Here is a 24,824-nt window from a genome sequence, read left to right as displayed (position 1 = left end):
AAGCCCACCTCAACAGCCTGTTTTGCAGTTAGATACAAACCCTATATAGAGGTTTGGTAATGCATCGGTATAATCCAGCCAGATAACTTACTTCCTGAATGTGTATTCATGCGTCGTACCATATTTGATACTCCGGTGATCAACACCACACTGCGCCTGCTGTCCAATGCCATCCTTAAACTGAGAGGCTGGAAGAAAGAAGGCCAGTTGCCCGATGTTGGCAAGTGTGTTGTGATCGCCGCCCCCCACACCAGTAACTGGGACTTCGTGTTCATGATGCTGATGGCCTTTTCTTTCCGGCTGAAAGTATTCTGGATGGGGAAAAATTCGTTGTTCAAAGGGCCTCTTGGTCCCATCATGCGCTTTCTGGGAGGTATTCCGGTCGAGCGCAGCAAACATACAGGGCTGGTACAACAAACCATCGACCAGTTTAACCAGAATGATGATCTGTTTATTGCCCTGTCTCCTGAAGGAACCCGTGGCAAGGTGACGAAGTGGAAAAGTGGCTTCTATCATGTTGCCAACGGTGCCAATGTGCCGGTTGCCATGGCATTTCTTGACTACAAAAGAAAAGTAGCAGGTTTTGGTCCACTGTTTAAGCCTACCGGTGACTATGAGAAAGACCTGGCTGAAATTCAGGCATTTTATCGTGGCATTTCAGGTAAAAATCCGTCCCAGTTCTGATCGCGTGAATCTTCTCCTGTTTTCCCGACAGGTGAAGACCCGACCTTCCGGATATTTCGCACCCACAAGCCTCTATACACATAAACCCCTGCACACTCACGGCGGAAAACAGTACAAATATTCCGAAAAAGCATGTAGAATGCTCGCCCTTTCGAGGGATAGGAATTGACATGAGTCAATGAAATCCCCGCTGTGTTTGCCCCGTTTGCACTTGGCTATTTGTGCCAGCTATGTCCGGAGGCAGGCACCAGACGAGACGTCCGGGTACTCCGTAGCCTTTGGTGGCCAGTGTTTTATAAGCCGCGCCGATCAGCACGAACTCCTTTCTCAGGATCTTCAACGAAGTCATGGACACTCACATGACCCGCTTTAGCTAAAGCGGACTACCAGCGTTTATTAGCAGGATTCAAGCGTAAGACCGGAAGTCTGTCCGTTTGTAAGGGCCTGTCCGGCAGTTAGTCCGATCCCCTGTTGCGCATGCTGGTTCTTATATAAGCCTTAATTACGGAGCACTCGATGTCCGATACTGAAACCGTTCCTTCCTTTGCGGAAATGCCTCTTGCCCCTGCAGTGATCAAAGCTGTACAGGATGTCGGTTACGAAACCCCTTCTCCTATCCAGGCGCAAAGTATTCCTCATCTGCTGGAAGGTAAGGATTTGCTGGGCCTGGCACAGACCGGTACCGGTAAAACCGCTGCGTTTGCTCTGCCGCTGCTGTCTCGTGTAGACACTAAAAAACGTCACCCGCAGATTCTGGTGCTGGCGCCTACCCGTGAACTGGCGATCCAGGTTGCCGAAGCCTTCCAGCGCTATGCCCGTCACATGCCCGGTTTTCACGTACTGCCGGTTTACGGTGGTCAGGATATGCGTGGTCAGCTGCGCGGCCTGCAGCGCGGCGCTCAGGTTATCGTAGGTACTCCGGGACGTGTCATGGATCACCTGCGTCGCGGTTCTATGAAACTGGACGACCTGAAAGCGGTGGTACTGGATGAAGCCGACGAAATGCTGCGCATGGGCTTTGTTGACGATATCGAATGGATCATGGAACAGACACCAGACGAGCGTCAGGTGGCCCTGTTCTCTGCGACCATGCCGCGTCAGATCCGTAAAATTGCTGATACTCACCTGACCGACCCGGTGACTGTTGAGATCAAGTCCAAGACCGCTACCGTAGACACCATCACCCAGAAAGTGTGCATGGTGAGTGGCTATCACAAGCTGGACGCCCTGACCCGTATCCTGGAAGTCGAGCCATTCGACGCCATGATCATCTTCGTACGCACCAAGACCGCCACTGTTGAACTGGCTGAAAAGCTGGAAGCCCGTGGTTTCTCTGCCGCTGCCCTGAACGGCGATATGTCTCAGGCGCTGCGTGAGAAAGTGATCGACCGTCTGAAGAAAAGCTCTCTGGATATTCTGATTGCGACTGACGTAGCGGCTCGTGGTCTGGACGTTGAGCGTATGTCTCATGTTGTGAACTACGATATTCCTTACGATACCGAAGCTTACGTACACCGTATTGGCCGTACTGGTCGTGCGGGCCGTCAGGGTACTGCGATTCTGTTTGCAACTCATCGTGAGCGCCGTATGCTGCGTGCGATTGAGAGCGCAACTCGCCAGCGTATTGATGATATGCGTCTGCCTTCCATGCGTGACGTACGTGACATGCGTATCCGTCAGTTCAAGGAAGACGTTACCAAGTCTCTGGAACTGGGCGACGAGAAACTGGCCGACTTCCGTAACATCGTCAATGAGCTGATGACTGAAGGCGATATGAGCCCGGAAGATCTGGCAGCGGCTCTGTGCTTTATGGCGCAGAAAGAACGTCCGTTCCCGGACGGCAAAGAGCCTGAGCGTCAACAGCGTCAGCGCCGTGAGCGAGATGACCGTCGTGGAGAGCGCGGTGATCGTGGCGACCGCCCACGTCGTGATCGTCGTGAAGACAACGAAGGCATGGTTCGTTACCGCGTTGAAGTGGGTCGTGAGCAGGGTATCAACCCGGGCGATCTGGTCGGTGCAATTGCTAACGAAAGCAAGATTCCCGGTAAGAACATTGGTCATATCCGTCTGTTCGAACGCTGCTCCTCTATCTATCTGCCAGAAGGCATGGACGACTCGACACTGGCTTCCCTGAAGCAGGTGAAGGTACGCAACAAGCCATTGGAAATGAGCGTGTGGGTAGACGACGGCAGTGTCCGTGAAGAACGTCCTCGCCGTCGCCGCCGCGATGGTGAATTCCGTCGTGACCGTGACCGTCGCAGCAATGCTTCCCGCGGCTCTTCACATAGCAATGCCCCTCGCAAGCCACGTCATCGTGAAGATCATTCATAAGCTTGACGTTTAATGCATAAAAAGCGGACGCCTGAGTGATTGGGCGTCCGCTTTTTTATAGCACTTTCCAACTGAGTAGCAAAAGCGCAGAATAGTCTGACACTAATCCCTAACCCTCTAATAACAACGAGACAATACCTATGATTAGTTTGTACGGCTCTGGTCAGGCACGTTCATTCCGTGCGCTTTGGGCGCTTGAGGAAGCCGGGCTCGATTTTGAATATCACCATGTCAAAATTGGTCAGCCTGATGAAGGTGGCAGCCGTCACCCTTCCTATCTGGCTTTGAACTCCCAGGGAAAAATTCCAACGCTGGTTCACGATGATCTGGTATTAACCGAAAGCGCCGCTATCGTTAACTATATCGCCGCCCTGGCACCTGAAAAGCAGCTTATGCCGTTGGTCGACAATGCGATGCGGGCAAAATACGACGAATTTTGTTTTTTTGTCTTGTCAGACCTTGAGCAGCCATTATGGACGACAGGTAAACACCGTTTTGTATTGCCGAAAGATTACCGGGTAGAAGCGGTTCTCGAAACGGCACAGTGGGAGTTCAAACGTTCCCTGAAGGCGTTGGATCAGTATATGGACGGTCAGGAATATGTCGTTGGTAACCACTTTACCTGCGCTGATATTCTGCTGGCGCAAACCATTAACTGGGCTTTGCGGTTTGAGTTTGAGGTGCCTGAGCCGTATCAGGAATACCGGGAGCGGCTTTACCAGAGACCGGCCTGCCAGAGAGCGGCAGAAGCGGCGACAGCAAAATAAAGAGGGAGCGGTGCTCCCTTTATCAGGCTTTTACCAGTGAGGTTTCTTCGTTTTCTTCACCACGACTCAGTCGTTCCTCCTCATCCTCCTGAGTTTCATAATCCTCATCCTCAAGAACCGGTATCACTTCGTTAAGGCTGAACAATACTGTGGCTGGAGCAGAGTAGTTGGGAACACTGTCATAACTGAACACTGCGTAATATTTGGCGATGTTAGGGTTGCCAAAGTCGTCCAGTGTGTACTCGTCCCTGCCGCCATACAGTTTTACTCCATCCAGCGGAGAGCGGGGTGGATGGAAACGGTTTCTGACCACATAGCAGCCAACAAAGTCCGGATCATCCGGTTTTTTCCAGGTGAGCCGGACGCGGCCTGAGTCGCTGTCTAACGAGGCCGTCAACGCGGTTGGTGGTGGAAGTGGCTTTTTGCGCCGCTCAATATATTTGATGACCAGCTTTGCCTGCCAGTTTTCGCCTTTTCCATGCCAGTCAATAATGGCATTGCGCTCCTGGCTGGGAGTGGTTGGTCGTACAATCAGGTAGACCGGCATGTTACGGCTGTGCAGCTGTTCCAGAATCTGACGACAGTAGCTGTCAAACATAAAGCAGTGGGCAGCGTTTGCTTTCAGGTCAGTATTGCTGACTTCGTACCCTATGTACTCGATCTGCTGTCGGTTCAGAACATCGTCATAAGCCAGCTCTTCCAGCTCAGCCATCTCAATGGTGAAGCGGATATCTTTACGGGTTTTGAGCCGGTTTTTTGCTTTCAGCTCTACATAGGCTTCAGTGACAACGGTTTTTTCCGGGTCAGGCAATTGATCGAGGTTGAAACTGAGGTGTCCGTAAACTTTATCACCACGGCTGTCAAAGCCCGACTTCAGCTTTCCTTCTACGACTTCCTTGCGGGCAATCGTGTGCAGATTTTCAGGCTCAAGGTTAAGCTGCTGACTGGTTCGGGTATAGATAATTTCAAGGTTGGGGCGATAGTGGATACCTGCGCCAAAGCGACCGTAACCTATATCAAACTGCATCATCTGGGAATCATGTCCCCTTGGCAGTGTATCCGGGCCTTCAATCCGCAGAAGAATCCGGCCGGACGCAATCTGCTGTTGCAGGATGCGACGTTCAGTGCCGGTGAAATTCCATTCAGTCCATATTCCCTGTGTCAGCTGATCGGAGGGAATCGCATCCCCCAGAGTCTGAATGACCGTTGCACCGGCAATTTGTTCATAGCTGGTGAGATCGCTGATTTCGCTGGCATCAAGAATAGATACTGACCACTCGCCGTATTTTTCGATCTTTGCGTTGACCCGGTTCATTGGATAAAGCGAGAAACGGGCGGTTTTAATATGGGTATCGGCAGGCAGATTTTCCAGATTGTAAGCAATAACACCCAGGCAGTGGCCTTTATTATGGTTCACGCCAACGAACAGGGAGTTATAGCCAAAATGTTTGCTGTTCAGTGAAGGGGTTTTTTCACCAACATAACCGACATCAGACCGGGCCGGGAACAGAGTGTGTGAAAATTCATCACCAGCCAACAGGGTTTTCAGCTTCAGGGCAGGCGTAAAAGGTGACTTGATGCCACTGGCCCGGTCAACAGCCCTGACGGTGTAAAAATAACGCTGGCCGCTGTTCAGTTGAATATCCCGGTGGAAATGAGCGCGGGTAATGGCAACACGATTAGCATTGGTGCAGGGATGCTTGGGGGAAGGGGTTCGGTAAATTTCAAAAAAACAGTCGGACTGGCTCTCATGTTCCCATTTCAGACAGACCTCGTTCATACCAACCTGTTCTGCGAGAAAACCAGAGACTCTTGCCGGAGCCTTTGGCGAGTAATTGATGGCAGACTCCAGGGCGTACAGAACCGCAGGTATGTTTTCATCCACGCTCTGTTTCATATTGATCAGGTAATCAGGAATGTTCCGGGTGCCTACTTCTACGACGGTGGCAAGTATGCCCCTGTTGTAATAATACTCACGTCCGCTGCCGTGTATCAGGTTGAGCGGTGGTTTGCCCCTGTGAATACCATACTGACGGCCGGTCACCTTGCTGATTTCACTGGCCATATTGGCACAAAGCTGATTCAGGTCGGTGCCTTCTATCTCTTCTTCGTGGTTGAACTTGTGTGCCGGAAAAAAGACATTGCCCTGAGAATGGTAATCCAGGGAGATGGTAATGTTGGGGTGTTTGTCGACAAACTCTTTTATTGCCCGGGTTTCCGGTTCTGAGAACGGTTCCGGACCGCCGTAGATGTTGGAGCTTGTGTCCTGACTTTTACGGAAACGAACGGAAAAGTTACGGTTCAGGTCTACACCAAAGGTGCCATCGCCATTGTCCCTGCGGTTTTTCCGCCAGAAAGAGAAGTGGCGGCGTGAATATTCAAACCCGTCAGGGTTCAGGCAGGGAACCATGTAAAGTGTGTTGCGGGTCAGTGCGTTAAACAGCTTTGGGTTGGTTTTGTAGTGATCGATGACATACTGGACAAACTGTGTCGCCAGTTCAATGCCTATCCACTCTCTGGCGTGGATAGTGCCCGTGTAGAGCAAAGCCGGCTTTTCATTGGCGTAGGCGACATCATTAGAAATGGTCACAAGCATGATTGGGCGACCTTCCCAGGTTTCTCCAATGCTTTGCAGGCGGATAAGGTCGGGGTGTTCCCCCATGGCTTTATTGAGAAACTCGATGGTTTCACGGTACGAAATATATTGTTGTTTCATAGGGCCACAGGCTTGTTATTCTTGGGATCAGGGGCATTTGGGTAAATGCCCCTGTTTTATTATCCTGAACCAAAACGACAAATGACGTTAATAATTCTGAAGATGATTTTCCCAAGACTTCAGGATGTGGGCAAGCTTTCGTGCTTTGACATTTTTCACTGCCGTCAGTTGATCCGGTTCGTTTTTCAGTGCATGGATAACACCCTCTCTCCCCAGGCTGGTGACTATTTTCAGCGCCAGTCCTTCGCTGACACCCCGGGCAGAACTCAGCACTTCAATCAGCTTTCGCTCGGAAAGGTCAAACGGTGATCTGGTTCCGGCAGTCATCACAGTTGTTTTCAGCGCTGGCTTTGGTGCTGGTGCTGTTTCTGTTGCGGCTGGTACTGGTGCAGCTTCATGCACTTCAATGCTGATGATCGTTGGAACAGGTACGTCTTCAATGCCTGTATCAGCCTGCTGCTCTTCGAACAGGGCTTCAGTGGCAGCCGTGATGGGCTGGCAGGAAGAAACCGTGCGCGAAGAGACCGCGTGGGAAGAGGCGTAGTTATCCTGCCGGTTCCACTGCTCGCTGGGCCACTCTTCTTTATAGCGGTCATGGGTGTCGATAATTGGGTAGTTATCGTCGTCCATTTCGTAATAAGTTTCACCGGTATCTGTCATCGCCTGCTGGTCAGCCTTACGACCAAAGTTGATGTAACGCATGGTACGCAGAACAGAAGATGAGATTTTGCCCAGTTCTTCCCAGTTGTACAGGGGAATATTGGGTTGGGGCATTGTCCCGGATGACAGCTTCCACATCAGGTACTGACCGATCCAGTCACGAATATAAGGGAAGGCGGCAAAGGCGGTCGCGCATTCCAGTATGCGGTATTCGTCATCGAAACTGACGGCAATATCGCAGGCCCAGTATTCAGCATTGGCTGCCTTGGAGGCGCGAACTGCCAGCTCAAGCGCTTCCGCTGGCACATTCATGTAGTCCATGCTGCCGCCCTGGGAGGTGTTGGTCAGCCATTCGCCTTCAGGTGGTCGACGCCAGAAGGCACACACCGGTTTGTGACCAATCAGCATCACCCGGATGTCCGCCTTCATGGGGATAAAGTCCTGCAGGTAGACCGGGTAATAGCGTTTCTCAGCCAGCAGCTCCAGGGCTTCGGCTTCACTGTCTACCTTGTGAACGTAGTAGCCACCGTAGTTCGACGGGCCGTAGGAACGTTTGATGATTTTCGGGAAACTGGTCTGGCTCAGGAACGTTCTGGCTTCATCCTGCTCATAGAATACGCGCGTATCCGGAGCGGCGAGGTCATATTTCTCACAGAAGTGCGTGACGTTTTCCTTGGACTTGTTGGCAAACTGGGTGTCCAGATCCGGCAGGAACCGCACGTCTGGTAAAGCCCGGGCCACTTCCCTGAAGGTTTCGTAGGCTGTCGCAGGAATATTCCCGATAAGCACATCAATTTTCTTGCGCTTTACTTCGTTAATAAAGCGCTGTTGATCATTGCCCCAGTGGTAAACGACTGTTTCAATTTTATCCGGCCAGCCTTTAAAGTTGGACCGGTCGAAGAAGCGCAGTACATGATCCAGGTACAGTAATCCGATAGTGGGCAGTTTTCCTTTAACCGATGACATGTTCCTGCTCCTCAGCCTCAATACCTGTATTGTCATGCTGCAACTTGGGGTCCAGCAATTTGTTAACGGTCACTTTTCTTTCGATCAGATCGGTGATTTTTTCAATCTTGAGATCATTGAAGTCCAGACCGAACTCTTCCTGATCCGGAGTAGCGAAGGCAGGGATACCGTTAACTTCCAGCACAACGTATTCTTCATGTTCCTGGTCGTAAATCAGATCGACTCCGGCAATTTCCAGACCAGTGACGTTCGCTGCTTTTAAAGCCAGTTTGACTACTTCATCGTTGGGTTCGCGCCTGATGATGCTGCCGCCACTGGTGATATTGGTTTTCCAGTCGTCTTTTGGCGCTTTACGACCATAGCAGCCTACAAAATCACCATCGACAATATCGATGCGGTAATCGGTATGGTCGTTTTTTATAAAGCGCTCTACAAAGAAATGCTGCACATCAATCTGGTTGATAAACGGCTGGAGCATGTCCAGTGAACTCTCGTTTTCCAGCCTTACTATTCCAGTACCGCCCCAGCCATCGGTGGGTTTGTAGACGGCGCGACCACCCCAGTCCGCCATGGTAGCACGCAGGGCTTCCAGATTATTGTGCCGACACAGGCAGTAATCCGGCGTATTGATGCCATGACGACGCAGCAGATGGGACGTTTTAAATTTGTCCTCTGTCAGGGCAAATGCCTTGTAGTTATTGATGATGGGTATGCAGCGATCCAACATTTCATAAAGATACATCTGGTACTGGGTTTGCTGACCTGCGTTATAGGTATAAAACAGGTCCAGGTCTTCCATCAATACACCATTACAAATAATGGAACCCTGGTGAGCCATTGCCTGAGCCAGATTTAGTCCGGAAATAACGCCGATATCCCGCTCCCTTAAACGGTCTATCAATTTTCGTTGGATGACGTCCCCCCCGCCATTCTGGTAAAGCCAGAGTCCAACGGTATGCTTAGACATAATTGTGTCCTGCGGTGCTGAGTAATTTGTGATTCAGTTTTCTCAGATCAGGTAATAGCTGGTTGCCAGTCGCATAAAATGCAGGGCGAAACCGCTAACAAAAGTTGTCATCAAATCGCTGCTTTTTAGTTGATGAGTCGTACAGATGTTAATCGGGCTATAAGGCAATCAGGCTATCACTTCCTCCCATAAGAACAGCTGTAGAGCGTCCACAGCCCTTGCGTGATAGGCTGTATGCGTCGTTTGGCTGTACCTGATGGTTCAGGAATATAGCGCTTTTCAGGGCGAAAGTTAACCTTTTAAGTAATATTTTTCAATTTAACAAATTAACAGATATTTACATTTGAGGGCTGTCTCTCTGGTCAGGTTTAAGAGTACTATTTCTGCTTATGGCTGTTTGTGTGCAAACGGATTTAAGAAAATCATACGGTTGTAATAAAAGTGGACTTCAAAGAATTAGCTTCAATTGTTGCGTTGAATTCCTATACCAAAAATAAACCCGGAGTTGATGAGAACGGTCGGGTGTTTTCTCAATGGATGGAAGCTTTGGGGTATCGTACGGAACGCTACCAGCGGACAGATATTGGTGATCATCTGCACTTTGTGGCACCAGAGCGTGACGGACGAAAGGTGCTGTTGCTGGGGCATCTTGATACGGTTTTTCCAGCAGGCAGCTTCGAGCAGTTTAAAGAAGATGAACACTGGATTTACGGTCCCGGTGTCTGCGATATGAAAGGCGGTAACTGGGTAGCTTTGAATGCATTACGTCAGCTGCATCAACGGTATGGCGGCTTGCATAATATTGATATGTTGCTGGTCAGTGACGAAGAGACAGGCAGCGACGACAGCAAGCACCTGACTGCCGGGCTGGTAAAAGAATACGATGCCTGCCTTGTTTTTGAAGCGGCTGGCGCAAACAGCGAAGTAGTTATTGCCCGGAAAGGCGTTGCTACTATTTATCTTGACTTTACCGGGAAGGCAGCGCATGCCGGAAACCATTACACGGAAGGCAGTGATGCCAACTTAGCCGCTGCCCGCATGTTGATTGATTTAACGAATCTGACAAACCTTGAGCTGGGAACCACGGTTAATGTGGGAAAAATGTCCGGAGGCATAGGTGCCAATACGGTTTCCCCTCATGCCAGGCTGGTGATTGAGTTTCGCTTTACCCGGGGAAGTGAGAGAGATCGGGTACTGGCAGCGATTGATCAGTTGTTGGATGAGCCTGCGGTTGACGGTGTATCGATCAGTATGTCCGGCGGATTGCAGAGAGATGTGATGGAAAGTTCACCCCGGCAACAGCAGTTGCTTGAAGAAATCGGGCAGATATTGGGTTATTCGCTACCGGTTGAAAAGCGTGGGGGAGTCAGTGATGCCAATGTTGCTTCTTCAGCCGGAGTTCCGACGCTGGATGGCTTTGGACCATTTGGCGATGGCGACCATACGATTCATGAGCGTGCCAGCAAGGCGAGCTTTGAACAGCGTATACAAGAAGTGACGTCTATTTTGTCAGGGATTGTAATGAGCGACACTTAACTGTGTTTTTACCCGCCCCGGGCGGCGGGTAAAAAGTCTTATCCTGATGCGTTGTGGTCAGGATTTTTTCATGTAGCAGCTAAGCAGAACAACGCGGGTACCGTTAACGCGACCTTCAATATGCTCAGGGTTGGAGGTCAGGGAAATATTGCGAACAGCGGTACCACGCTTGGCTGTAAAGCCAGCGCCTTTAACCACCAGGTCTTTAATCAGGGTAACGGTGTCACCTGCCTCAAGACGGGTACCATTGCAGTCCAGAGTTGGAGGCGTATCGTCGTCTTCTTCAGGCATGCCAGCTTTTGCCCATTCCAGGGTTTCTTCGTCCATATACATCTGATCCAGCAGGTCCTGAGCCCAGGTTTCAGACGACAGCTGGTTCAGCATGCGCCATGCCATGACCTGAACAGCCGGGTAAGGACTCCAGATGCTGTCGTGCAGGCAGCGCCAGTGGTTGGCGTCCAGGGTTTCGGGCTGATTGATCTGGTTACGGCAGATTTCACAGATCATAACCGAGCGATCCGCTGAAGATTCACTTACAGGTGGTACTTCAAAAATATCCAGATGCTGACTGGCTGCGCACAGCTCACATTTGGAGTCGCAACGTTGCAGCAGGGTGCTTTCAATGCTCATGGTACAGAACCTTGGGAATGTCACAAAAAAGTGGCAGGATTAGAAGTGGGCGGATTATAAATACCCTGACATTTGTTTAGCAACAGACAGGTTGGGGCTGCTGATGAACATTGAACTGATGCAGTATAACTATAAAGGGAAGGCATAATGTTGTACGTAGCAACCAGGGACACAAAGGGTCGGGGTGTTTATTCATCGAAGAAAATTCAGCGGAACCAGGTGATTGAACGCTGTGAAGTGCTGGTGATACCAGAGGAAGAAACTTCCCTGCTCGATAATACTGTTTTGTTTAACTATTACTTTTGCTGGGGGGAAGACCAGAAGGATGGCGCGATAGCCCTGGGTCTTGGCTCTATTTATAATCATTCCTATACGCCTAATGCCTTGTATCGTATTGATCTGGACGATCAGGTTCTGGAGTTTGTGGCACTTCGGAATATTCCTGCCAATGAAGAAATTACCATTAATTACAACGGTGCGCCTGAAGACAAGTCGCCGCTGTGGAATGCTGATGAAATTAAATGGATAGAATGACTGGAAAAAGCTGGAAGTCGTTCCGATATCCAGTGGATGCCCCGGATATCGGAGTTTTCTCTAAAGAGAAATTAAGAACGGCTGGCGCGATGCTTTTTCAGCTGATCTTCAGTCAGAGTGTCTTGCAGTTCTTGCTGGAACGCACGCATGTTTGTTTTGCGGGCTTCATTAAATTCAGCGGAGCCAGCGCCAAATTCATCGCGGGCATCGCGGTTGCTGGCAAACAGTACGGATTTGATTTCCAGCATCTTTTCAGACTGTTCTGTGGACAGGCTCAGGTTTTCAGTCATCTCTGCAGTTTCACGCTCCAGACGCTCACGAGCCTGAAAGCCGATACGGTCAACAGCAGCGGCGTTCATTGCAAAAGAAACAGCCAGAGTAGCAGCAACACCAGTAACTAATTTTTTCATACTGTCCTCAGTTTATAATCATAAGTTCAGAAGCAAGTTGGACAAAACTTTAACATTACCAATAATTTTTTTTCAAGTTGAAAAGATAAATAACACTGATTTTAAAATTGCTTTAGATCAAAGGAGTTTTCATTAAAATATTTTTTTTGCTGATCCTTTAATTTCTTTGGGTTGGCTAAAGGTTTGTTGGGTTTTGTTACACGGGAAGGCTGTTTTTTGCGAAATAAAATGGATTGGTTATTTTGCAGGAAAGGAATAATCATTTTCTACCATGGTTTGATTTCTGTTGAATCAAGCCATGGTAGCTTGACCTTATTACTATAAAAGCAATCAGGTCAAAATAACTCAAATTAAGAGTTGTTCAGAGCACGCATCTGATTGTACTGGTCTTTGGTCAGAGAGTCTTTCAGCTCGTCACGGAAAGCATTGCGGTTTGCATTGCGCGCTTCGGCGAATTCAGAAGTGCCTGCGCCGAGTTCGTTACGAGCATCGCGGTTGCTGGCAAACAGGTTCAGTTTCAGGTCCAGGATTTTAGCAGACTGCTCAGCGTTCAGGCCCAGGCTTTCAGTCAGTTCTGCAGTTTCACCTTCCAGGCGCTCACGAGCCTGAAAACCGATACGGTCAACAGCAGCAGCGTTCATTGCAAAAGAAACAGCCAGAGTTGCAGCAACACCAGAAACTAATTTTTTCATACTGTCCTCAGTTTATAATCAGAAGTTAGGAAGCAAGTCGGACAAGACTTTAACATTGCCAATAATTTTTTTTCAAGCTGAAAAGATAAACAACACTGGTTTCAAAACTGTTTCAGATCAAAGAATTTTTTAATCAGTTTTTTATTAAAATAATTCTTTATCAATTCAGGTGTTTTTTAAAGTTAAATAAAGATTTTGTTGGGTTTTATTACATAGAGAGCGTGTTTTGTAGAATAATCGTTAGCTAAGTTGTTTAACGTTTCTATGAGTCGGATCGAGCTTTATACATACAAATAGAATGATTAAGGTAATGCGGCAAGCGCTTAACTCCTGCTCTTTAATAGTCTTATTAATTTATTGCAAATGATCACAACTATGTTTTTCTGACGCGCTTCTTTGTTCTTTATATGGCTTTTGTCGTTTTTCAAAAAGATGAATGATGGCAGGCTCATTTTAAGGGAGGCACACCTGAACCATCCTGGATGCACTGTGCTGGTTTTCAGCTTTATAGATGGTAGCTCAAAACGGTAGAATTGTAGCGGAACCCTGACTCCCCTCTTTTGTCCCTGACACTCAGAATCAATGCCAAGGTACTGTTTTTAAAGATGAAAAAAATACTTGCATCGTAAAACGTAATCCTTATACTAAGCGACGTCTGGTTGAGGCGGTCAGCAACTGTTTTTAACAGAGGCTTCTTCGAAAGGTGCTTGTCAGCAACGAGTTTACTCAGAGAGTAAGCGCCTGAAAGACAAATAGTGGTGGGCATAGCTCAGTTGGTAGAGCTCTGGATTGTGATTCCAGCGGTCGTGGGTTCGAGCCCCATTGTCCACCCCAAATTTAAAAACCCGTTACCGTTCTGGTAACGGGTTTTTTCGTTCATAAATTTCTCAGTGTTCAGTCCTTCTTCATTATCTTTCTGTATTTCATCTGGTCTTCGTACATCTCCAGAAAAACACAGTATTTTCTTTCGTAATAGTCCGCCAGCTCCGGGTCGGGATTAATGATCTTTTCGTAACGGCTGACCGACTGGATGGCATGAGTCCAGTCAGAGAACAGTTTCGCAGCCAGCCCTGCCGTCATTGCTCCGGATAACAGCATCGCATCGGGCTGCTCTGGAATGGCAGCGGGCAACCCGGTTGCATTGCAGTGCTCTGCCAGAAATAGCGGATTTTTCGCCAGCCCACCTGCCGGAGTCAGAAGGTCAAACTCATAACCTGCTGAGATCAGGGTTTCGATGTTGTGTCGGGCGCCCAGTGCCAGAGCCTGAATGGTACAAAGATAGTGTAATGCCAGATTGTCTTCACTGTTATCCAGCTTTAACCCACTGAGCATTCCTGTCAGGGTCATGTTCATCCTGGGGGTTCGGTTGCCGGCAAAGTAGGGCAGCATGTGAATGTTTTGGTTCAGGCTGGCGATGGGTTGTTCTCCCGCCATCTTTTCAAGCTGGACATTCAGGTAGTCTGTGATGCTGAGTCCCTTTTGTCTTGCCCGGTTGCTGGCGAGTTCGTGTGCGGGGTGGTTGGCAAGAATGTAATCCAGCAGAATACCTGCGGCACTTTGTCCGACAGTATTGTGGTAAAGGTCAGGTAATACCGATGGGACAGGTCCCCATGCCCCGTAAATAGTTTCAGGCTGTCTACTGGTTGCGATATAAATGGTGGAAGTTCCTACAATCATGCTCAGTCGTTTAAGAGCAGTGTCAGGAGGGTTGGCGGGTTCGTTTTCACTCCGGGACAGAATCGTGGCCAGTGTGCCGCCGTATCCGTCGATGATGGCACTGGCAACAGGAGTACCAACAGGAATTTTTAAAGATTTTGCGACGGTTTTACCCAACCCTTCGCCAACCGCAGCTCCAATGGGCAGGTGAATGCCATGAAAGCGTTCTTTAACGTCGATAAAGTCCACTGCTTCCAGTAAGGGTTCGTCAAAACGTCGGGAGAGTGAGCCGTTGGTAAAGGTTAATTCGTCGGTCAGTTTCCAGACCAGATAGTCACTCAGGTCAATGATGCAGTAGCATTGCTTCCAGAGTTCAGGATGAGCCTGTTTCAGCCAGAGCGCCCGGGCAATATTGGTTTCGGGAATCATTCTCTGGTTGCCGCCGGTGCGGCGCATGATGGCTGAAAACTGCTCTGACTGTGGCAGCGCCCTGTGGTCCATCCAACCATAAACATCGCACTCCGGGTTGTCTGGCATGGCAATGGGTTTCATGTCGGCCGTAAGAAACAGCATGGAAGCTGTGGTATCGAGTCCTATGCCCCGTATACAGCCTGGTTCGTAGCTGGAAAGAGAAATCAGGTTCTTTATGGTGTCGACCAGACTGCTCCAGATATCATCCGATGAAAAGCCCATTCTGCCAGCAGGTCTCCAGCAGCGAATAGCGTGTTTCTGCTGTGCCAGAATTTTTCCTTCAGTGTTTGCCAGGGCGCAACGCAAACTGCCACTTCCCACATCAATACTGAGCAGTATGTCATCCATCGGGGCTACCTGTTACCAGATTAGGTTGATTTTCAGCATAGACAAAAAAATGCCCCTGAATGATCTACTCTGTATCTGTTTTGTATAAGTCCTTGAATAACAGCTTTTAATACAACAATGGCGGTAACAAAATGACGGAGTCACCGGGAGGTTTGCACTATGCATTTGTTCATGGCGTTCTGGGAGCTTCCCGGCTTGAGATATTGACCCGCCTCAGCTGGCCTTCAAGCCAGAATTTCCTTGTGACCCAGGGCGTCAGAGAAGGTATGAGTTGTCTTGAGGCAGGCTGTGGCGCAGGGGCTATTACCCGTCATTTACAGGGTTTGCTGGGGAAGGGTGGTTTTGTGACAGGCTTTGATATGGATGAAGAGTCAATAGAGCTGGCACGAAAAAAGTTCTCTGACTCCCGGGACGTGAATTTTCGTGTGCTTGATCTTGAGATCAATGACCTGGTTTTTGACCAGCAGTTCGACCTGATTTATTGCCGCCATGTTCTGGAACACCTTTCTGACCCGGAAGCGTCGATTCGCAAATTAACCCGGTATCTGAAACCGGGAGGGTTGTTTGTTGCACAGACCATTGATTGCGAAGGTCAGTATTGCTGGCCTGACAATGCGGCTTATCAAAAAAGTGCCGGACTGTTGGCGCGAATTATAGATATTCGTGGTGGCCATTCGGATTGTGGCCGGTGGCTGCCTTCCATGTTGCGGAAACTGAAGCTTCTGCGTATTCATGTTGAAGTGGAAAACCTGGTTTACCTGGAAGGTGAAGGCAAGCTGTTTGTTCCTCTGACCTTGGAGGCTCTGGGAAAAGGGCTGCTGGAAGAAGGGTTGCTGGAAAAAGAAGCGTTCCGGCAGCTGTTGAGTGAGTTAAGGCAGTTCTGTAACGAGTCGGACAGTATTGTGTCCTTGCCAAGATTTGTTCATTGCGCTGGAAGAAAACCCTGTTAATGTTGACGCTGTTAAGGTTTTTACACAGGGAAATAGGAAATACGCATGAACCTGTTGATGAGTGAAATGATTGGTCATCGGGGGGTGGCGAGTCTGGCGCCTGAGAATACGCTGGCAGGCATTCGCACAGCGGCAGAGCTGGGACTGGAATGGGTCGAACTGGATGTGACGTTGCTGGGTGACGGGGCGGCAGTGATGTTCCATGATCCCCGTCTTAACCGTACGACTAATGGTCGTGGTCATCTGAAGAAGCAGACCCTGATATCGCTTAAATCACTGGATGCAGGCAGCTGGCACTCTGAGCAGTGGCGTGGGGAGAAGGTTCCCGAACTGGATGAAGCCCTGAGCCTGATTAAAGCTCTGGGGCTGGGGTTGAATCTGGAGTTAAAGCCTAACCGTTGTGACTTGCACCGGCTGGTTGACCAGGTGATCACTGCTTTGGAGCAGGCAGACTTTCCAGTGGAGAAGTTGCTGGTTTCCAGTTTTAATCATAAGGCACTGGTATTGTTCAGGGGGCGCTGTGAACACCAAATTGGCTGCCTGTTTGAAACCTTGCCCCGAAACTGGTGCCATAAGGCACAGATGGTGGGAGCTGTGAGCATTCATGTGAATGCTGAAAAGCTGACAGAAGCTGGCGCTAAAGCCGTGAAAGCGGGTGGGTACCAGCTTTACTGTTATACCGTAAACGACACACAGCTCCTTAGCAGGCTAAAGAGCTGGCAGGTGGACGGTGTTTTTTCAGACTGTCCGCAGGATTTGAAATGACGTTTATAACTCGTCTACTTCGCGCAAGTATTTGAACAGCTTGCGAGCTGCGGCAGGCGGTTTGTTTTGGTCAGCTTCTTTCTTCGCATTGCGAACCAGCTGACGAATGTGCTGGTGGTCTGCTTCCGGATACTGTTCAAGATACTCAGTCAGAACCTTGTTATCACCACTGATCAGACGATCGCGCCAGCGTTCCAGCTGGTGGAAGCGACGGTTGAACTCTTCACTGGTGGCATCAAGGCGACTGAGCAGCTCCCTGATGGGTTCAAGGTCTTCGTCCTGCATCAGTTTGCCGATAAAGCCCAGGTGGCGCTTTCGGGCATTGTTGCTTTTGATGCGCTTGCTCTCATCAAGGGCGGCTCGCAGGCGCTCGCCCAGAGGCAGTTTATCCAGCAGTGATGGTTTCATTTCCATCAACCGCTCACCCATATCCTTCAGCTCCTGCATATCACGCTTGAGCTCGGCACGGCTGACGTAAATGATCTCCTCAATAGGGTCGCCAAATTCGTCAAATTTCTGTTCAGACATTACACATTCACTTTAACTGTCATTGTCGCTATTAATGTAGCGATCACTTTAGCGATGAAAACACACTTGCCGTCATCGGTCAGACGTCTGATGATGACAGAAGCAATCGTTTTTCGCTGATAGCTGTTCGACGGGGAATAACGCATTTTACTCTATTCGCCGATAAGGCGACGTGTTTTTTTCACAAAGTCAGCTTTAACAGGTAGGATTTAGGAGGACATTTTTACAAAACCGGAATGCAGGTGTTTCATGGGCGCAACAACCAAAGCAGATTTGGACCCAAAAGCAGAAGAAGGTCGTTTGAAAACGCTGGTGAGCGATATTCTGGATGAAGCCCGCCGTCAGGGAGCGGACGCCTGCGAGGTTGGTGTAAGCCTGGATGCAGGGTTGTCGGTCGGTGTCAGAATGGGCGACGTGGAAACCGTTGAGTTCAATCGTGACCAGGGGTTTGGGATAACGGTCTATCGTGGCAAAAAGAAAGGCTCTGCCAGCACGTCTGACAGTTCGCCCGACGCTGTTCGGGAAACCGTGAAAGCGGCTTATGATATTGCCGGGTATGCTTCTGAAGATCCGGATGCAGGGCTGGCGGAGGCCGACCTGATGGCTAAGGACCTGCCTGACCTTGATCTTTATCATCCCTGGGGAATTGAAGCCAGCGATGCCATTGAGCTGGCCCTTAAGTGTGAGGATGCGGGTCGTCAGTTTGATGGAAAAATTGCCAATTCTGACGGTGCCAATGTCTCAACACACCAAGGGTGTCGTGTTTATGGGAACAGTCACGGCTTTATTGGCAGTTATGTTTCTACCCGTCACAGCCTGAGTTGCGTGCTGATTGGTCAGCAGGGCGACGATATGCAGCGGGACTACTGGTACACCGTTGCCCGTGATGCAGTAGATATGGATTCAGCTGTCAGCGTTGGTAAAAAAGCGGCACAGCGAACCGTTGACCGGCTGGGCAGTCAGAAAGTCCCGACGGGGCAGGTACCGGTAGTGTTTGCCGCTGAGGTGGCGTCAGGTCTGGTTTCTCACTTTCTCTCAGCGATCAGTGGTGGCAGTCTCTACCGACAGGCATCGTTTTTGCTGGATCATCTGAATAAGCCGGTTTTCCCTGACTGGGTTCGCATTCATGAACAACCTCATTTGCAGAAGGCGCTGGGGTCCGCCAGCTTTGACAATGACGGTCTTGCAACCCGGGCCAAGGATTTTATTACCGATGGTGTATTGGCGAACTATCTGCTGGGAACCTATTCTGCACGCAAGCTTGGAATGACCAGTACTGCCAATGCAGGCGGAGTGAACAATCTGTTTCTCGACAGTAATGCCGGTGACCAGAACGAGCTGTTACAGCAAATGGGAACGGGCCTGCTGGTAACGGAATTGATGGGGCAGGGGGTTAACACGGTAACAGGAGACTATTCTCGTGGAGCAGCCGGTTTCTGGGTAGAAAATGGCATTATTCAATACCCGGTTTCTGAGATCACCATAGCGGGCAACCTGAAAGATATGTTTATGAACATTGTGGCTGCGGGCAATGATTATGATACCCGTAGTAATGTTCAGGTCGGCTCTGTACTGGTTGAAGGCATGATGGTGGCCGGAGAGTAATCAGGCATAAAAAAGCGTCGCCAGCCCAAGAAATGAGAAAAAGCCCAGCACGTCGGAAATGGTGGTCAGAATAATGGTTCCCGCCAGAGACGGATCTATATTCATAGACTTCAGAATTACCGGCAGGCTGGCACCCACGATTACCGCAGCGCTCAAATTGATCACCATGGCACAGCCAATCACCAGGGAAATAATAGGGTCGTTAAACCAGAGGTAAGCGATCAGGGCAACCAGGCTGGCCCAGAGCAGACCGTTCATAAAGCCTACTGCCAGCTCGCGACTCAGCAGCCAGCGCAGGTTGGTGCTGCTGATCTGTCCAAGCGCCATCCCGCGAATCACCAGGGTAAGAGCCTGACCTCCGGCGTTACCACCCATTCCGGCGACAATCGGCATGAGTACTGCCAGTGCGACCACTTTGTCGATGGTGGTCTGGAACATGCCAATGACCGAGGCAGCGATAAAGGCCGTAATTAAGTTAATGCCCAGCCAGACAGCGCGACGCCTTGCTGTTTTAAAGACGGGAGCAAAGGTGTCCTCGTCATCATCCAGACCCGCCATGCTCATCATGGAGTGTTCAGCCTCTTCCCGAATAACGTCAACCACATCATCAATGGTAATACGACCCAGCAGCTTGCCTTTGTCGCTGATGACCGGGGCGGAAACAAGGTCCTGTCGTTCGAATATCTGGGCGACTTGTGTGTCTTCGGTATCTGCGGGTATGGGAGTAACGTCGGTTTGCATGACTTCGTAGACGGTGGCAGAAGGGTCTGTCGTCAGCAATATACCGAGAGGCAAAGAGCCTATGTATTCATCCCGGCGGTTTACCACCAGCAGGCTGTCGGTCATTTCAGGGATTTTCTCGTGTCGGCGCAGATAGCGCAGCACCACATCGACCGTATTGCTGGGGCGAATAGTGATCATGTCGGTGTTCATCAGCCCGCCAGCGGTATCTTCCGGGTAGGACAGAACCACTTCAATCCGCTGTCGGTCCTGGCTGTCCATGGAGTCGAGCACCCTGCGGGTGATGGTGCCGGGCAGTTGTTGCAGCAGGTCTGCAATGTCGTCTACATCCTGACCGTCAGTGATGGCCTTAAGCTCGGCAATGTTCATCCGGTCCAGAAAGAACTGCCGGACTTCGTCGCTGAGTTCCTGCAGTACATCACCTTCCTGCTCCTGGTCGATTAAGCGCCAGAGCAGGCTGCGGAGTTTGGGAGGGGAGGATTCCAGCAGGTGTGCTGCATCAGCCGCCGGAAGGCTGTTGAGCATGCGCCTGAGTTCCGGTGAGACGCCGTGTTCCAGTGCCTCGTTGAGCTCTTTAAGCTCCTTGTCTCCGATACTCAGTTGCAGTTGCTGGACCATATTGCACGCCTTTACTCACCTTCTTCAAAATAATCGTTGATCAGATTGCACAGTGCGTCAGCTGCTTCCTGCTCGTCTTCACCGTCAAACGTCAGGTCAAGGATGGTTCCCTGACCTGCAGCCAGCATCATGATCGCCATAATGCTTTTTCCATCCACTTCACGACCGTTCAGACCGACTTTAACCTGACTGATAAAGTTGGAAGTGGTCGAGACAAACTTGGATGCTGCACGAGCGTGCAATCCAAGTTTGTTGATGATGGTCGCTTGCGTCTGGATCATTATTTGGATAGCTCCCTGTGTCGAACCTGAACCCGGTCAAACCGTTCGCTGAACCAGGCTCCCAGCTGTTCACTAATATAGACTGAGCGGTGTTGTCCGCCGGTGCAGCCTATGGCAATAGTCATGTAGCTGCGCTGGCCGGATTCAAACCTTGGTAACCATTTTTCCACGAATTGCTTCAGGTCTTCAAACATCTCCGTCACCATGGGTTCTGCGGCAAGGAAGTCCTGAACCGGCTTGTCCCGTCCGGTGTATTGCCGGATGGATTCATCCCAGTATGGGTTAGGCAGGCAGCGAACATCAAATACATAGTCAGCATCCACCGGCATACCGTGTTTAAAACCAAAGGACTGAATCATCAGGGTCATGCTTTTGGTGCCATCACCAATGACCTTGTGGCGAACCTGTTCATGAATTTCATGCACGGACAGTGGCGATGTGTCGATGCGAATATCAGCCTGTGCCGCCACGGGTCCCAGCAGGCTGGTTTCCAGGTCTATGGCTTCGATCAGTGATACCTTGTCATTCGTCAGAGGATGCTTGCGGCGGGTTGAGCTGTAACGCTTCATCAGGCAACTGCTGTCAGCGTCCAGAAACAGCACCTGGCAGTCGATTCCCTGGTGTCTGAGTTTTTTCAACAGTCTTGGAAAATGCTCCAGGGCTCCGGGAACATTACGAACATCGATGCTGACTGCCATTCTGGGTGGCTCGTTGGCTCCTTCGCTAAGCTGTTCCGGTAGCTGGCTGAGCATGGTGGCTGGCAGGTTGTCGACACAATAGTACCCCTGATCCTCAAGGGCATGGAGTGCTGCACTTTTTCCTGAACCTGAACGGCCGCTGATGATAACGAGTTTCATGGGGTTCCCTTTTTGCGGAGCTTTTTATTAACGGATAACAGGTTTTAATGGTTGAATAATAGAGGAACTCAACGAGATTAAAACCTGTTTCTTTATTTCAAGGATAGGTAATACCGGCAGCCTTTTCATGCAGAGTGAGATCAGATAGTATAGATTCGGAAAATACGTAGGAAGTACAATAATGACAAAGTCAGCCGCCGTTTTTCTCTTCACTCTTCTGTCCGCTTCTGCCCAGGCACTTGAAATAGAATCCAGCCGGACGTTTGCGGGTACTCAGCTCATAACGCTCAATGCTTCCGAAGAACATAAGCTGTATGGGGATGTTGAAGCTCAGTGCAATCTCTACGATAAACGAAACCGGATCATTGACACCGCAAATGTCATTTTTGACCAGTCAGCTGTTGTTCTGAGGCTGAACAGTTTTCGCTGGGCTGTTCGTGTAGATTGCACCTTTCCCGGTTAAACCGCCTGGTTGAACCAAACAGACCGTCAGACCGGTGCTGTCAGTATCTGATACAGGTTTTCCGAAGAGTTAGCTGACCGGATCTGACTGAGCAGGTAATCATCGGTGAAGCGCTGGGCCAGGGCTTTCAGGATATCCAGATGTTCCTGAGTGCTTTCTTCAGGGACGATCAAAGCGAAAATCAGGTCAACAGGCTCCCGGTCCACCGCGTCAAAATCGACGGGCTCTGACAGGCGAATGAACAGGCCGGTTGGCTCCGGGCAGGCTTTGGAGCGGCAGTGAGGCAGTGCAATGCCGTTGCCCAGTCCGGTGGTACCCAGTCGTTCTCTGTTGATGAGGTTGTTGAACAGGTCCTTGGCATTGATAGCGGGAACATGTTCGCTGATCTGTTCCGCAATAGTTTCCAGGATTTTCTTTTTGCTGACCCCTTGCACACCATGGAGGGTGCGTTCGGGGGTTAGAATGTTTTTAATAATCATACAACGATTGGAAGACTCACAGGGTGCGAGTGCAAAAAAAGAAGCCGCTGACTGAATGGACGTCGACTGAAAGCCAGGGGCCTTCAGTCGGTTGTGGATTCAGCCTCGGGCTCCCTGCATGCGATCGAGCGTCTTTTCCTTGTGTTTTACCAGCTGTCGGTCGATTTTATCTGACAAATCGTCAATAGCCGCGTACATGTCATCGGATTCAGCGGTCGCATTGATGTCAGCTCCACGTATGTGCAGGATCGCTTCTGCCTTATGCAGTAGTTTCTCTACGCTCAAGGTGACCTGTACATTAGTGATGTGATCGAAGTGAGCTGCCAGGCGGTCGAGTTTTTTAGTGACATAGTCTTTCAGAGCTTGAGTCACCTCTACATGATGTCCACTGATGTTGACTTGCATGTAACGCTCTCCTGCTGATCCCGTTTGGAGACAGTGGCCAGTTCCCGGGATTTTCGAACTGGTCTGTTTAGATTCTATCACCGTTAACAACATTGGTGCTGTCCTGAAGCAAAAAAATACAGGATTTTTACCTTAAGACTCTGTCCGAATAATTCCTGCTATAAGTTTTATAGTTCAGGCACTTATCGTTACGCACTCTATGTGACTTACACCAGGCGTTTGCGTTCATTGGAAGGGGGTATATGCATCGACTCCCGATATTTGGCGATGGTTCGTCGGGCTACTTTTATACCCTGTTCTCCCAGTAAACCGGCAATTTTGTTGTCACTGAGCGGCTTTTTCGGATTTTCATCCTGAACCAGCTTTTTGATCAGCGCGCGAATAGCAGTGGATGAACACTCTCCGCCGCTGTCTGTGCTGACATGGCTGGAAAAGAAATACTTCAGCTCATAGACGCCTCTGGGCGTATGCATGTACTTCTGGGTCGTGACCCGGGAAATAGTTGATTCATGCATATCCACCGCTTCAGCGATGTCCGCAAGCACCAGCGGTTTCATTCCTTCGTCGCCCTGTTCCAGAAAGCCCTGCTGGAAGTTAACGATCTTGGTAGCCACTTTCAGTAATGTTTCATTACGGCTTTGCAGGTTTTTCAGAAACCAGCGGGCTTCCTGCAGCTGGTTTTTCATAAACTGGTTGTCGCGGCTGCTGTTGGCTCGCTGGACCATTGACGCATAACTGTTGTTAATACGAAGGCGAGGCAGTGACTCAGAATTCAGCTCGACCACCCAGCGCTCTTTAATTTTTCGAACAGAGATATCCGGTGTGATGTATTCCGGTTCAGTTTGATCCACTTCAGAGCCGGGCTTGGGATTCAGGCTCTGTATCAGGCCCAGTGCATCCTTGAGCTGATGCTCTTTCATCCGGGTGCGGCGCATGATCTGGCTGTAATCCCGGCTGCCCAGGGCTTCCAGGTGATGGTCAATCAGCTTTTGGGCTTCGTGAATAAAGGGGGTTTGTGAGGACAGCTGAGCCAGTTGTACGGACAGGCACTCTTTCAGGTTTTCACTGCCACAGCCAACCGGGTCAAACTGCTGAATACGCCGCTGCATGACTTTCAGCTCATCAAAATCGAGTTCTGCAAGCGCCGGGTCCAGGGCAAGGCTCTGGTAGATATCGTCCAGTGACGTTGTCAGATAACCATCAGGGTTCGTGGCTTCGATGATCGCTTCGCCCAGCAATCTGTCAGTATCTGTCGTGGGGGTCAGGTTCAGTTGCCATTGCAGGTATTCCTGCAGAGACTCGGTGGTCCGGGAGCGGTTCAGCGGATCAAACTCATCGTCACTGCCTGACGGCATGCTGGAGTAGATTTCCTCCCAGCCGGAATCGACGGGCAGATCGTTTGGGATGCTTTCTGACCATTCGGGTTCCTGAGACTCTGAGGATGCCGGTGGCTCCTGGGCATTGAGGTCAACCAGTTGCTCACCTTCAGCAGCGTTACTGGCTTCCTGGTCGCGGCTCTCCTGATCCTGAATGGCCTCTTCGCTTTCCAGCATCGGGTTGGATTCCAGCACCTCCTGGATTTCCTGTTGCAGGTCCAGTGTCGAAAGCTGTAACAGGCGAATGGCTTGTTGCAGTTGCGGTGTCATCGTCAACTGCTGACCCATTTTAAGCTGTAGAGAGGGCTTCATAGGGCAACCGTGTACCTTTTACTGTGAAAATGCAGTGTTCCAGGTGACGAAAACTGCATTACATTATCGTTTGCAC

Annotated in this window: 23 protein-coding genes and 1 tRNA gene; 10 read left to right on the top strand and 14 right to left on the bottom strand. The window is 50.0% G+C overall.

What is annotated here, in order from left to right; all coding sequences use genetic code 11:
• Window positions 1-108: 108 nt before the first annotated feature.
• The 3 genes from V5J35_RS08090 to V5J35_RS08080 all read left to right on the top strand — a co-directional run bounded on the left by V5J35_RS08090 (window position 109) and on the right by V5J35_RS08080 (window position 3,782).
• The gene (locus V5J35_RS08090) at window positions 109-684 is read left to right on the top strand and encodes a lysophospholipid acyltransferase family protein (RefSeq protein WP_354010762.1); all 576 of its coding nucleotides are present in this window, start codon (window positions 109-111) and stop codon (window positions 682-684) included.
• Window positions 685-1,200: 516 nt separating this feature from the next.
• On the top strand, window positions 1,201-3,015 hold the full coding sequence (locus V5J35_RS08085; protein WP_354010761.1) for a DEAD/DEAH box helicase: 1,815 nt from the start codon (window positions 1,201-1,203) through the stop codon (window positions 3,013-3,015).
• A gap of 140 nt (window positions 3,016-3,155) precedes the next feature.
• Window positions 3,156-3,782, top strand: a complete 627-nt coding sequence (locus V5J35_RS08080; protein WP_354010760.1) for a glutathione S-transferase family protein — start codon at window positions 3,156-3,158, stop codon at window positions 3,780-3,782.
• 22 nt (window positions 3,783-3,804) lie between these two features.
• Here V5J35_RS08080 and V5J35_RS08075 read toward each other — a convergent pair whose 3' ends face one another.
• From V5J35_RS08075 to V5J35_RS08065, 3 genes are all read right to left on the bottom strand, one after another.
• Window positions 3,805-6,498 (bottom strand): M14 family metallopeptidase, encoded by a 2,694-nt coding sequence (locus tag V5J35_RS08075; protein WP_354010759.1) that lies wholly within the window; start codon window positions 6,496-6,498, stop codon window positions 3,805-3,807.
• Between the two features lie 87 nt (window positions 6,499-6,585).
• Window positions 6,586-8,124, bottom strand: coding sequence for an ATP-grasp domain-containing protein (locus tag V5J35_RS08070; protein WP_354010758.1), 1,539 nt, complete (start codon window positions 8,122-8,124; stop codon window positions 6,586-6,588).
• Entirely contained in the window at window positions 8,111-9,091 is a 981-nt protein-coding gene (locus V5J35_RS08065; RefSeq protein ID WP_354010757.1) for an ATP-grasp domain-containing protein, read from the bottom strand. The genes V5J35_RS08070 and V5J35_RS08065 overlap by 14 nt, the downstream gene beginning before the upstream one ends.
• Window positions 9,092-9,532: 441 nt before the next feature.
• Between V5J35_RS08065 and V5J35_RS08060 the strand changes: the two genes are divergently transcribed.
• The gene (locus V5J35_RS08060) at window positions 9,533-10,627 is read left to right on the top strand and encodes a M20 family metallopeptidase (protein ID WP_354010756.1); all 1,095 of its coding nucleotides are present in this window, start codon (window positions 9,533-9,535) and stop codon (window positions 10,625-10,627) included.
• 57 nt (window positions 10,628-10,684) lie between these two features.
• Here the strand turns inward: V5J35_RS08060 and V5J35_RS08055 are convergent, their stop codons facing one another.
• A complete protein-coding gene (locus V5J35_RS08055) occupies window positions 10,685-11,257 on the bottom strand; it encodes a PhnA domain-containing protein (protein ID WP_354010755.1) in 573 nt (190 codons plus the stop codon).
• A 147-nt stretch (window positions 11,258-11,404) separates the two neighbouring features.
• Here V5J35_RS08055 and V5J35_RS08050 point away from each other — a divergent pair, with 147 nt between their 5' ends.
• Window positions 11,405-11,791: an SET domain-containing protein gene (locus tag V5J35_RS08050; protein WP_354010754.1), complete on the top strand. Its 387-nt coding sequence runs from the start codon at window positions 11,405-11,407 to the stop codon at window positions 11,789-11,791.
• Between the two features lie 71 nt (window positions 11,792-11,862).
• On the opposite strand, the gene V5J35_RS08045 is transcribed toward V5J35_RS08050, so the two are convergent.
• Together V5J35_RS08045 and V5J35_RS08040 are read right to left on the bottom strand one after the other, a co-directional pair.
• Window positions 11,863-12,201: a hypothetical protein gene (locus tag V5J35_RS08045; protein ID WP_354010753.1), complete on the bottom strand. Its 339-nt coding sequence runs from the start codon at window positions 12,199-12,201 to the stop codon at window positions 11,863-11,865.
• Window positions 12,202-12,551: 350 nt separating this feature from the next.
• The gene (locus tag V5J35_RS08040; protein ID WP_354010752.1) at window positions 12,552-12,893 is read right to left on the bottom strand and encodes a hypothetical protein; all 342 of its coding nucleotides are present in this window, start codon (window positions 12,891-12,893) and stop codon (window positions 12,552-12,554) included.
• A 758-nt stretch (window positions 12,894-13,651) separates the two neighbouring features.
• Here V5J35_RS08040 and V5J35_RS08035 point away from each other — a divergent pair.
• A tRNA-His gene (locus V5J35_RS08035) sits at window positions 13,652-13,727 on the top strand.
• Window positions 13,728-13,787: 60 nt separating this feature from the next.
• Here the strand turns inward: V5J35_RS08035 and V5J35_RS08030 are convergent.
• Complete coding sequence (locus V5J35_RS08030) at window positions 13,788-15,368, bottom strand: FGGY-family carbohydrate kinase (RefSeq protein ID WP_354010751.1); 1,581 nt, start codon at window positions 15,366-15,368, stop codon at window positions 13,788-13,790.
• Window positions 15,369-15,499: 131 nt separating this feature from the next.
• Here V5J35_RS08030 and V5J35_RS08025 point away from each other — a divergent pair, with 131 nt between their 5' ends.
• Window positions 15,500-16,318 carry a class I SAM-dependent methyltransferase gene (locus V5J35_RS08025; RefSeq protein WP_354010750.1) on the top strand — a complete coding sequence of 273 codons (819 nt, stop codon included), beginning with the start codon at window positions 15,500-15,502 and terminating at the stop codon, window positions 16,316-16,318.
• A 45-nt stretch (window positions 16,319-16,363) separates the two neighbouring features.
• Window positions 16,364-17,083: a glycerophosphoryl diester phosphodiesterase gene (locus tag V5J35_RS08020; RefSeq protein ID WP_354010749.1), complete on the top strand. Its 720-nt coding sequence runs from the start codon at window positions 16,364-16,366 to the stop codon at window positions 17,081-17,083.
• A gap of 3 nt (window positions 17,084-17,086) precedes the next feature.
• On the opposite strand, the gene yjgA is transcribed toward V5J35_RS08020, so the two are convergent.
• Window positions 17,087-17,611: a ribosome biogenesis factor YjgA gene (yjgA, locus tag V5J35_RS08015; RefSeq protein ID WP_354010748.1), complete on the bottom strand. Its 525-nt coding sequence runs from the start codon at window positions 17,609-17,611 to the stop codon at window positions 17,087-17,089.
• Between the two features lie 249 nt (window positions 17,612-17,860).
• Between yjgA and pmbA the strand changes: the two genes are divergently transcribed.
• A complete protein-coding gene (gene pmbA, locus V5J35_RS08010; protein ID WP_354010747.1) occupies window positions 17,861-19,216 on the top strand; it encodes a metalloprotease PmbA in 1,356 nt (451 codons plus the stop codon).
• Here the strand turns inward: pmbA and mgtE are convergent, their stop codons facing one another.
• The 3 genes from mgtE to rapZ are packed head-to-tail and all read right to left on the bottom strand — an operon-like array spanning window position 19,217 to window position 21,713.
• Window positions 19,217-20,575, bottom strand: coding sequence for a magnesium transporter (mgtE, locus tag V5J35_RS08005; RefSeq protein WP_354010746.1), 1,359 nt, complete (start codon window positions 20,573-20,575; stop codon window positions 19,217-19,219).
• 11 nt (window positions 20,576-20,586) lie between these two features.
• A complete protein-coding gene (locus tag V5J35_RS08000; protein ID WP_354010745.1) occupies window positions 20,587-20,856 on the bottom strand; it encodes an HPr family phosphocarrier protein in 270 nt (89 codons plus the stop codon).
• Window positions 20,856-21,713 (bottom strand): RNase adapter RapZ, encoded by an 858-nt coding sequence (gene rapZ / locus V5J35_RS07995; RefSeq protein WP_354010744.1) that lies wholly within the window; start codon window positions 21,711-21,713, stop codon window positions 20,856-20,858. The genes V5J35_RS08000 and rapZ overlap by 1 nt, the downstream gene beginning before the upstream one ends.
• 181 nt (window positions 21,714-21,894) lie before the next feature.
• Here rapZ and V5J35_RS07990 point away from each other — a divergent pair, with 181 nt between their 5' ends.
• Complete coding sequence (locus V5J35_RS07990) at window positions 21,895-22,176, top strand: hypothetical protein (RefSeq protein WP_354010743.1); 282 nt, start codon at window positions 21,895-21,897, stop codon at window positions 22,174-22,176.
• 26 nt (window positions 22,177-22,202) lie between these two features.
• Here the strand turns inward: V5J35_RS07990 and ptsN are convergent, their stop codons facing one another.
• The 3 genes from ptsN to V5J35_RS07975 form a co-directional block, all read right to left on the bottom strand.
• Window positions 22,203-22,655: a PTS IIA-like nitrogen regulatory protein PtsN gene (ptsN, locus tag V5J35_RS07985; protein ID WP_354010742.1), complete on the bottom strand. Its 453-nt coding sequence runs from the start codon at window positions 22,653-22,655 to the stop codon at window positions 22,203-22,205.
• A gap of 99 nt (window positions 22,656-22,754) precedes the next feature.
• On the bottom strand, window positions 22,755-23,060 hold the full coding sequence (gene hpf / locus V5J35_RS07980) for a ribosome hibernation-promoting factor, HPF/YfiA family (protein ID WP_354010741.1): 306 nt from the start codon (window positions 23,058-23,060) through the stop codon (window positions 22,755-22,757).
• Between the two features lie 206 nt (window positions 23,061-23,266).
• Window positions 23,267-24,748 (bottom strand): RNA polymerase factor sigma-54, encoded by a 1,482-nt coding sequence (locus V5J35_RS07975; protein WP_354010740.1) that lies wholly within the window; start codon window positions 24,746-24,748, stop codon window positions 23,267-23,269.
• Window positions 24,749-24,824 lie beyond the last annotated feature (76 nt).

Source organism: Endozoicomonas sp. NE40 (assembly GCF_040549045.1).
GTDB classification, from domain to species: Bacteria; Pseudomonadota; Gammaproteobacteria; order Pseudomonadales; family Endozoicomonadaceae; genus Endozoicomonas_A; species Endozoicomonas_A lisbonensis.
The sequence above is the reverse complement of the archived record's forward strand: the minus strand, read 5'-3'. Positions and strand labels throughout refer to the sequence as shown.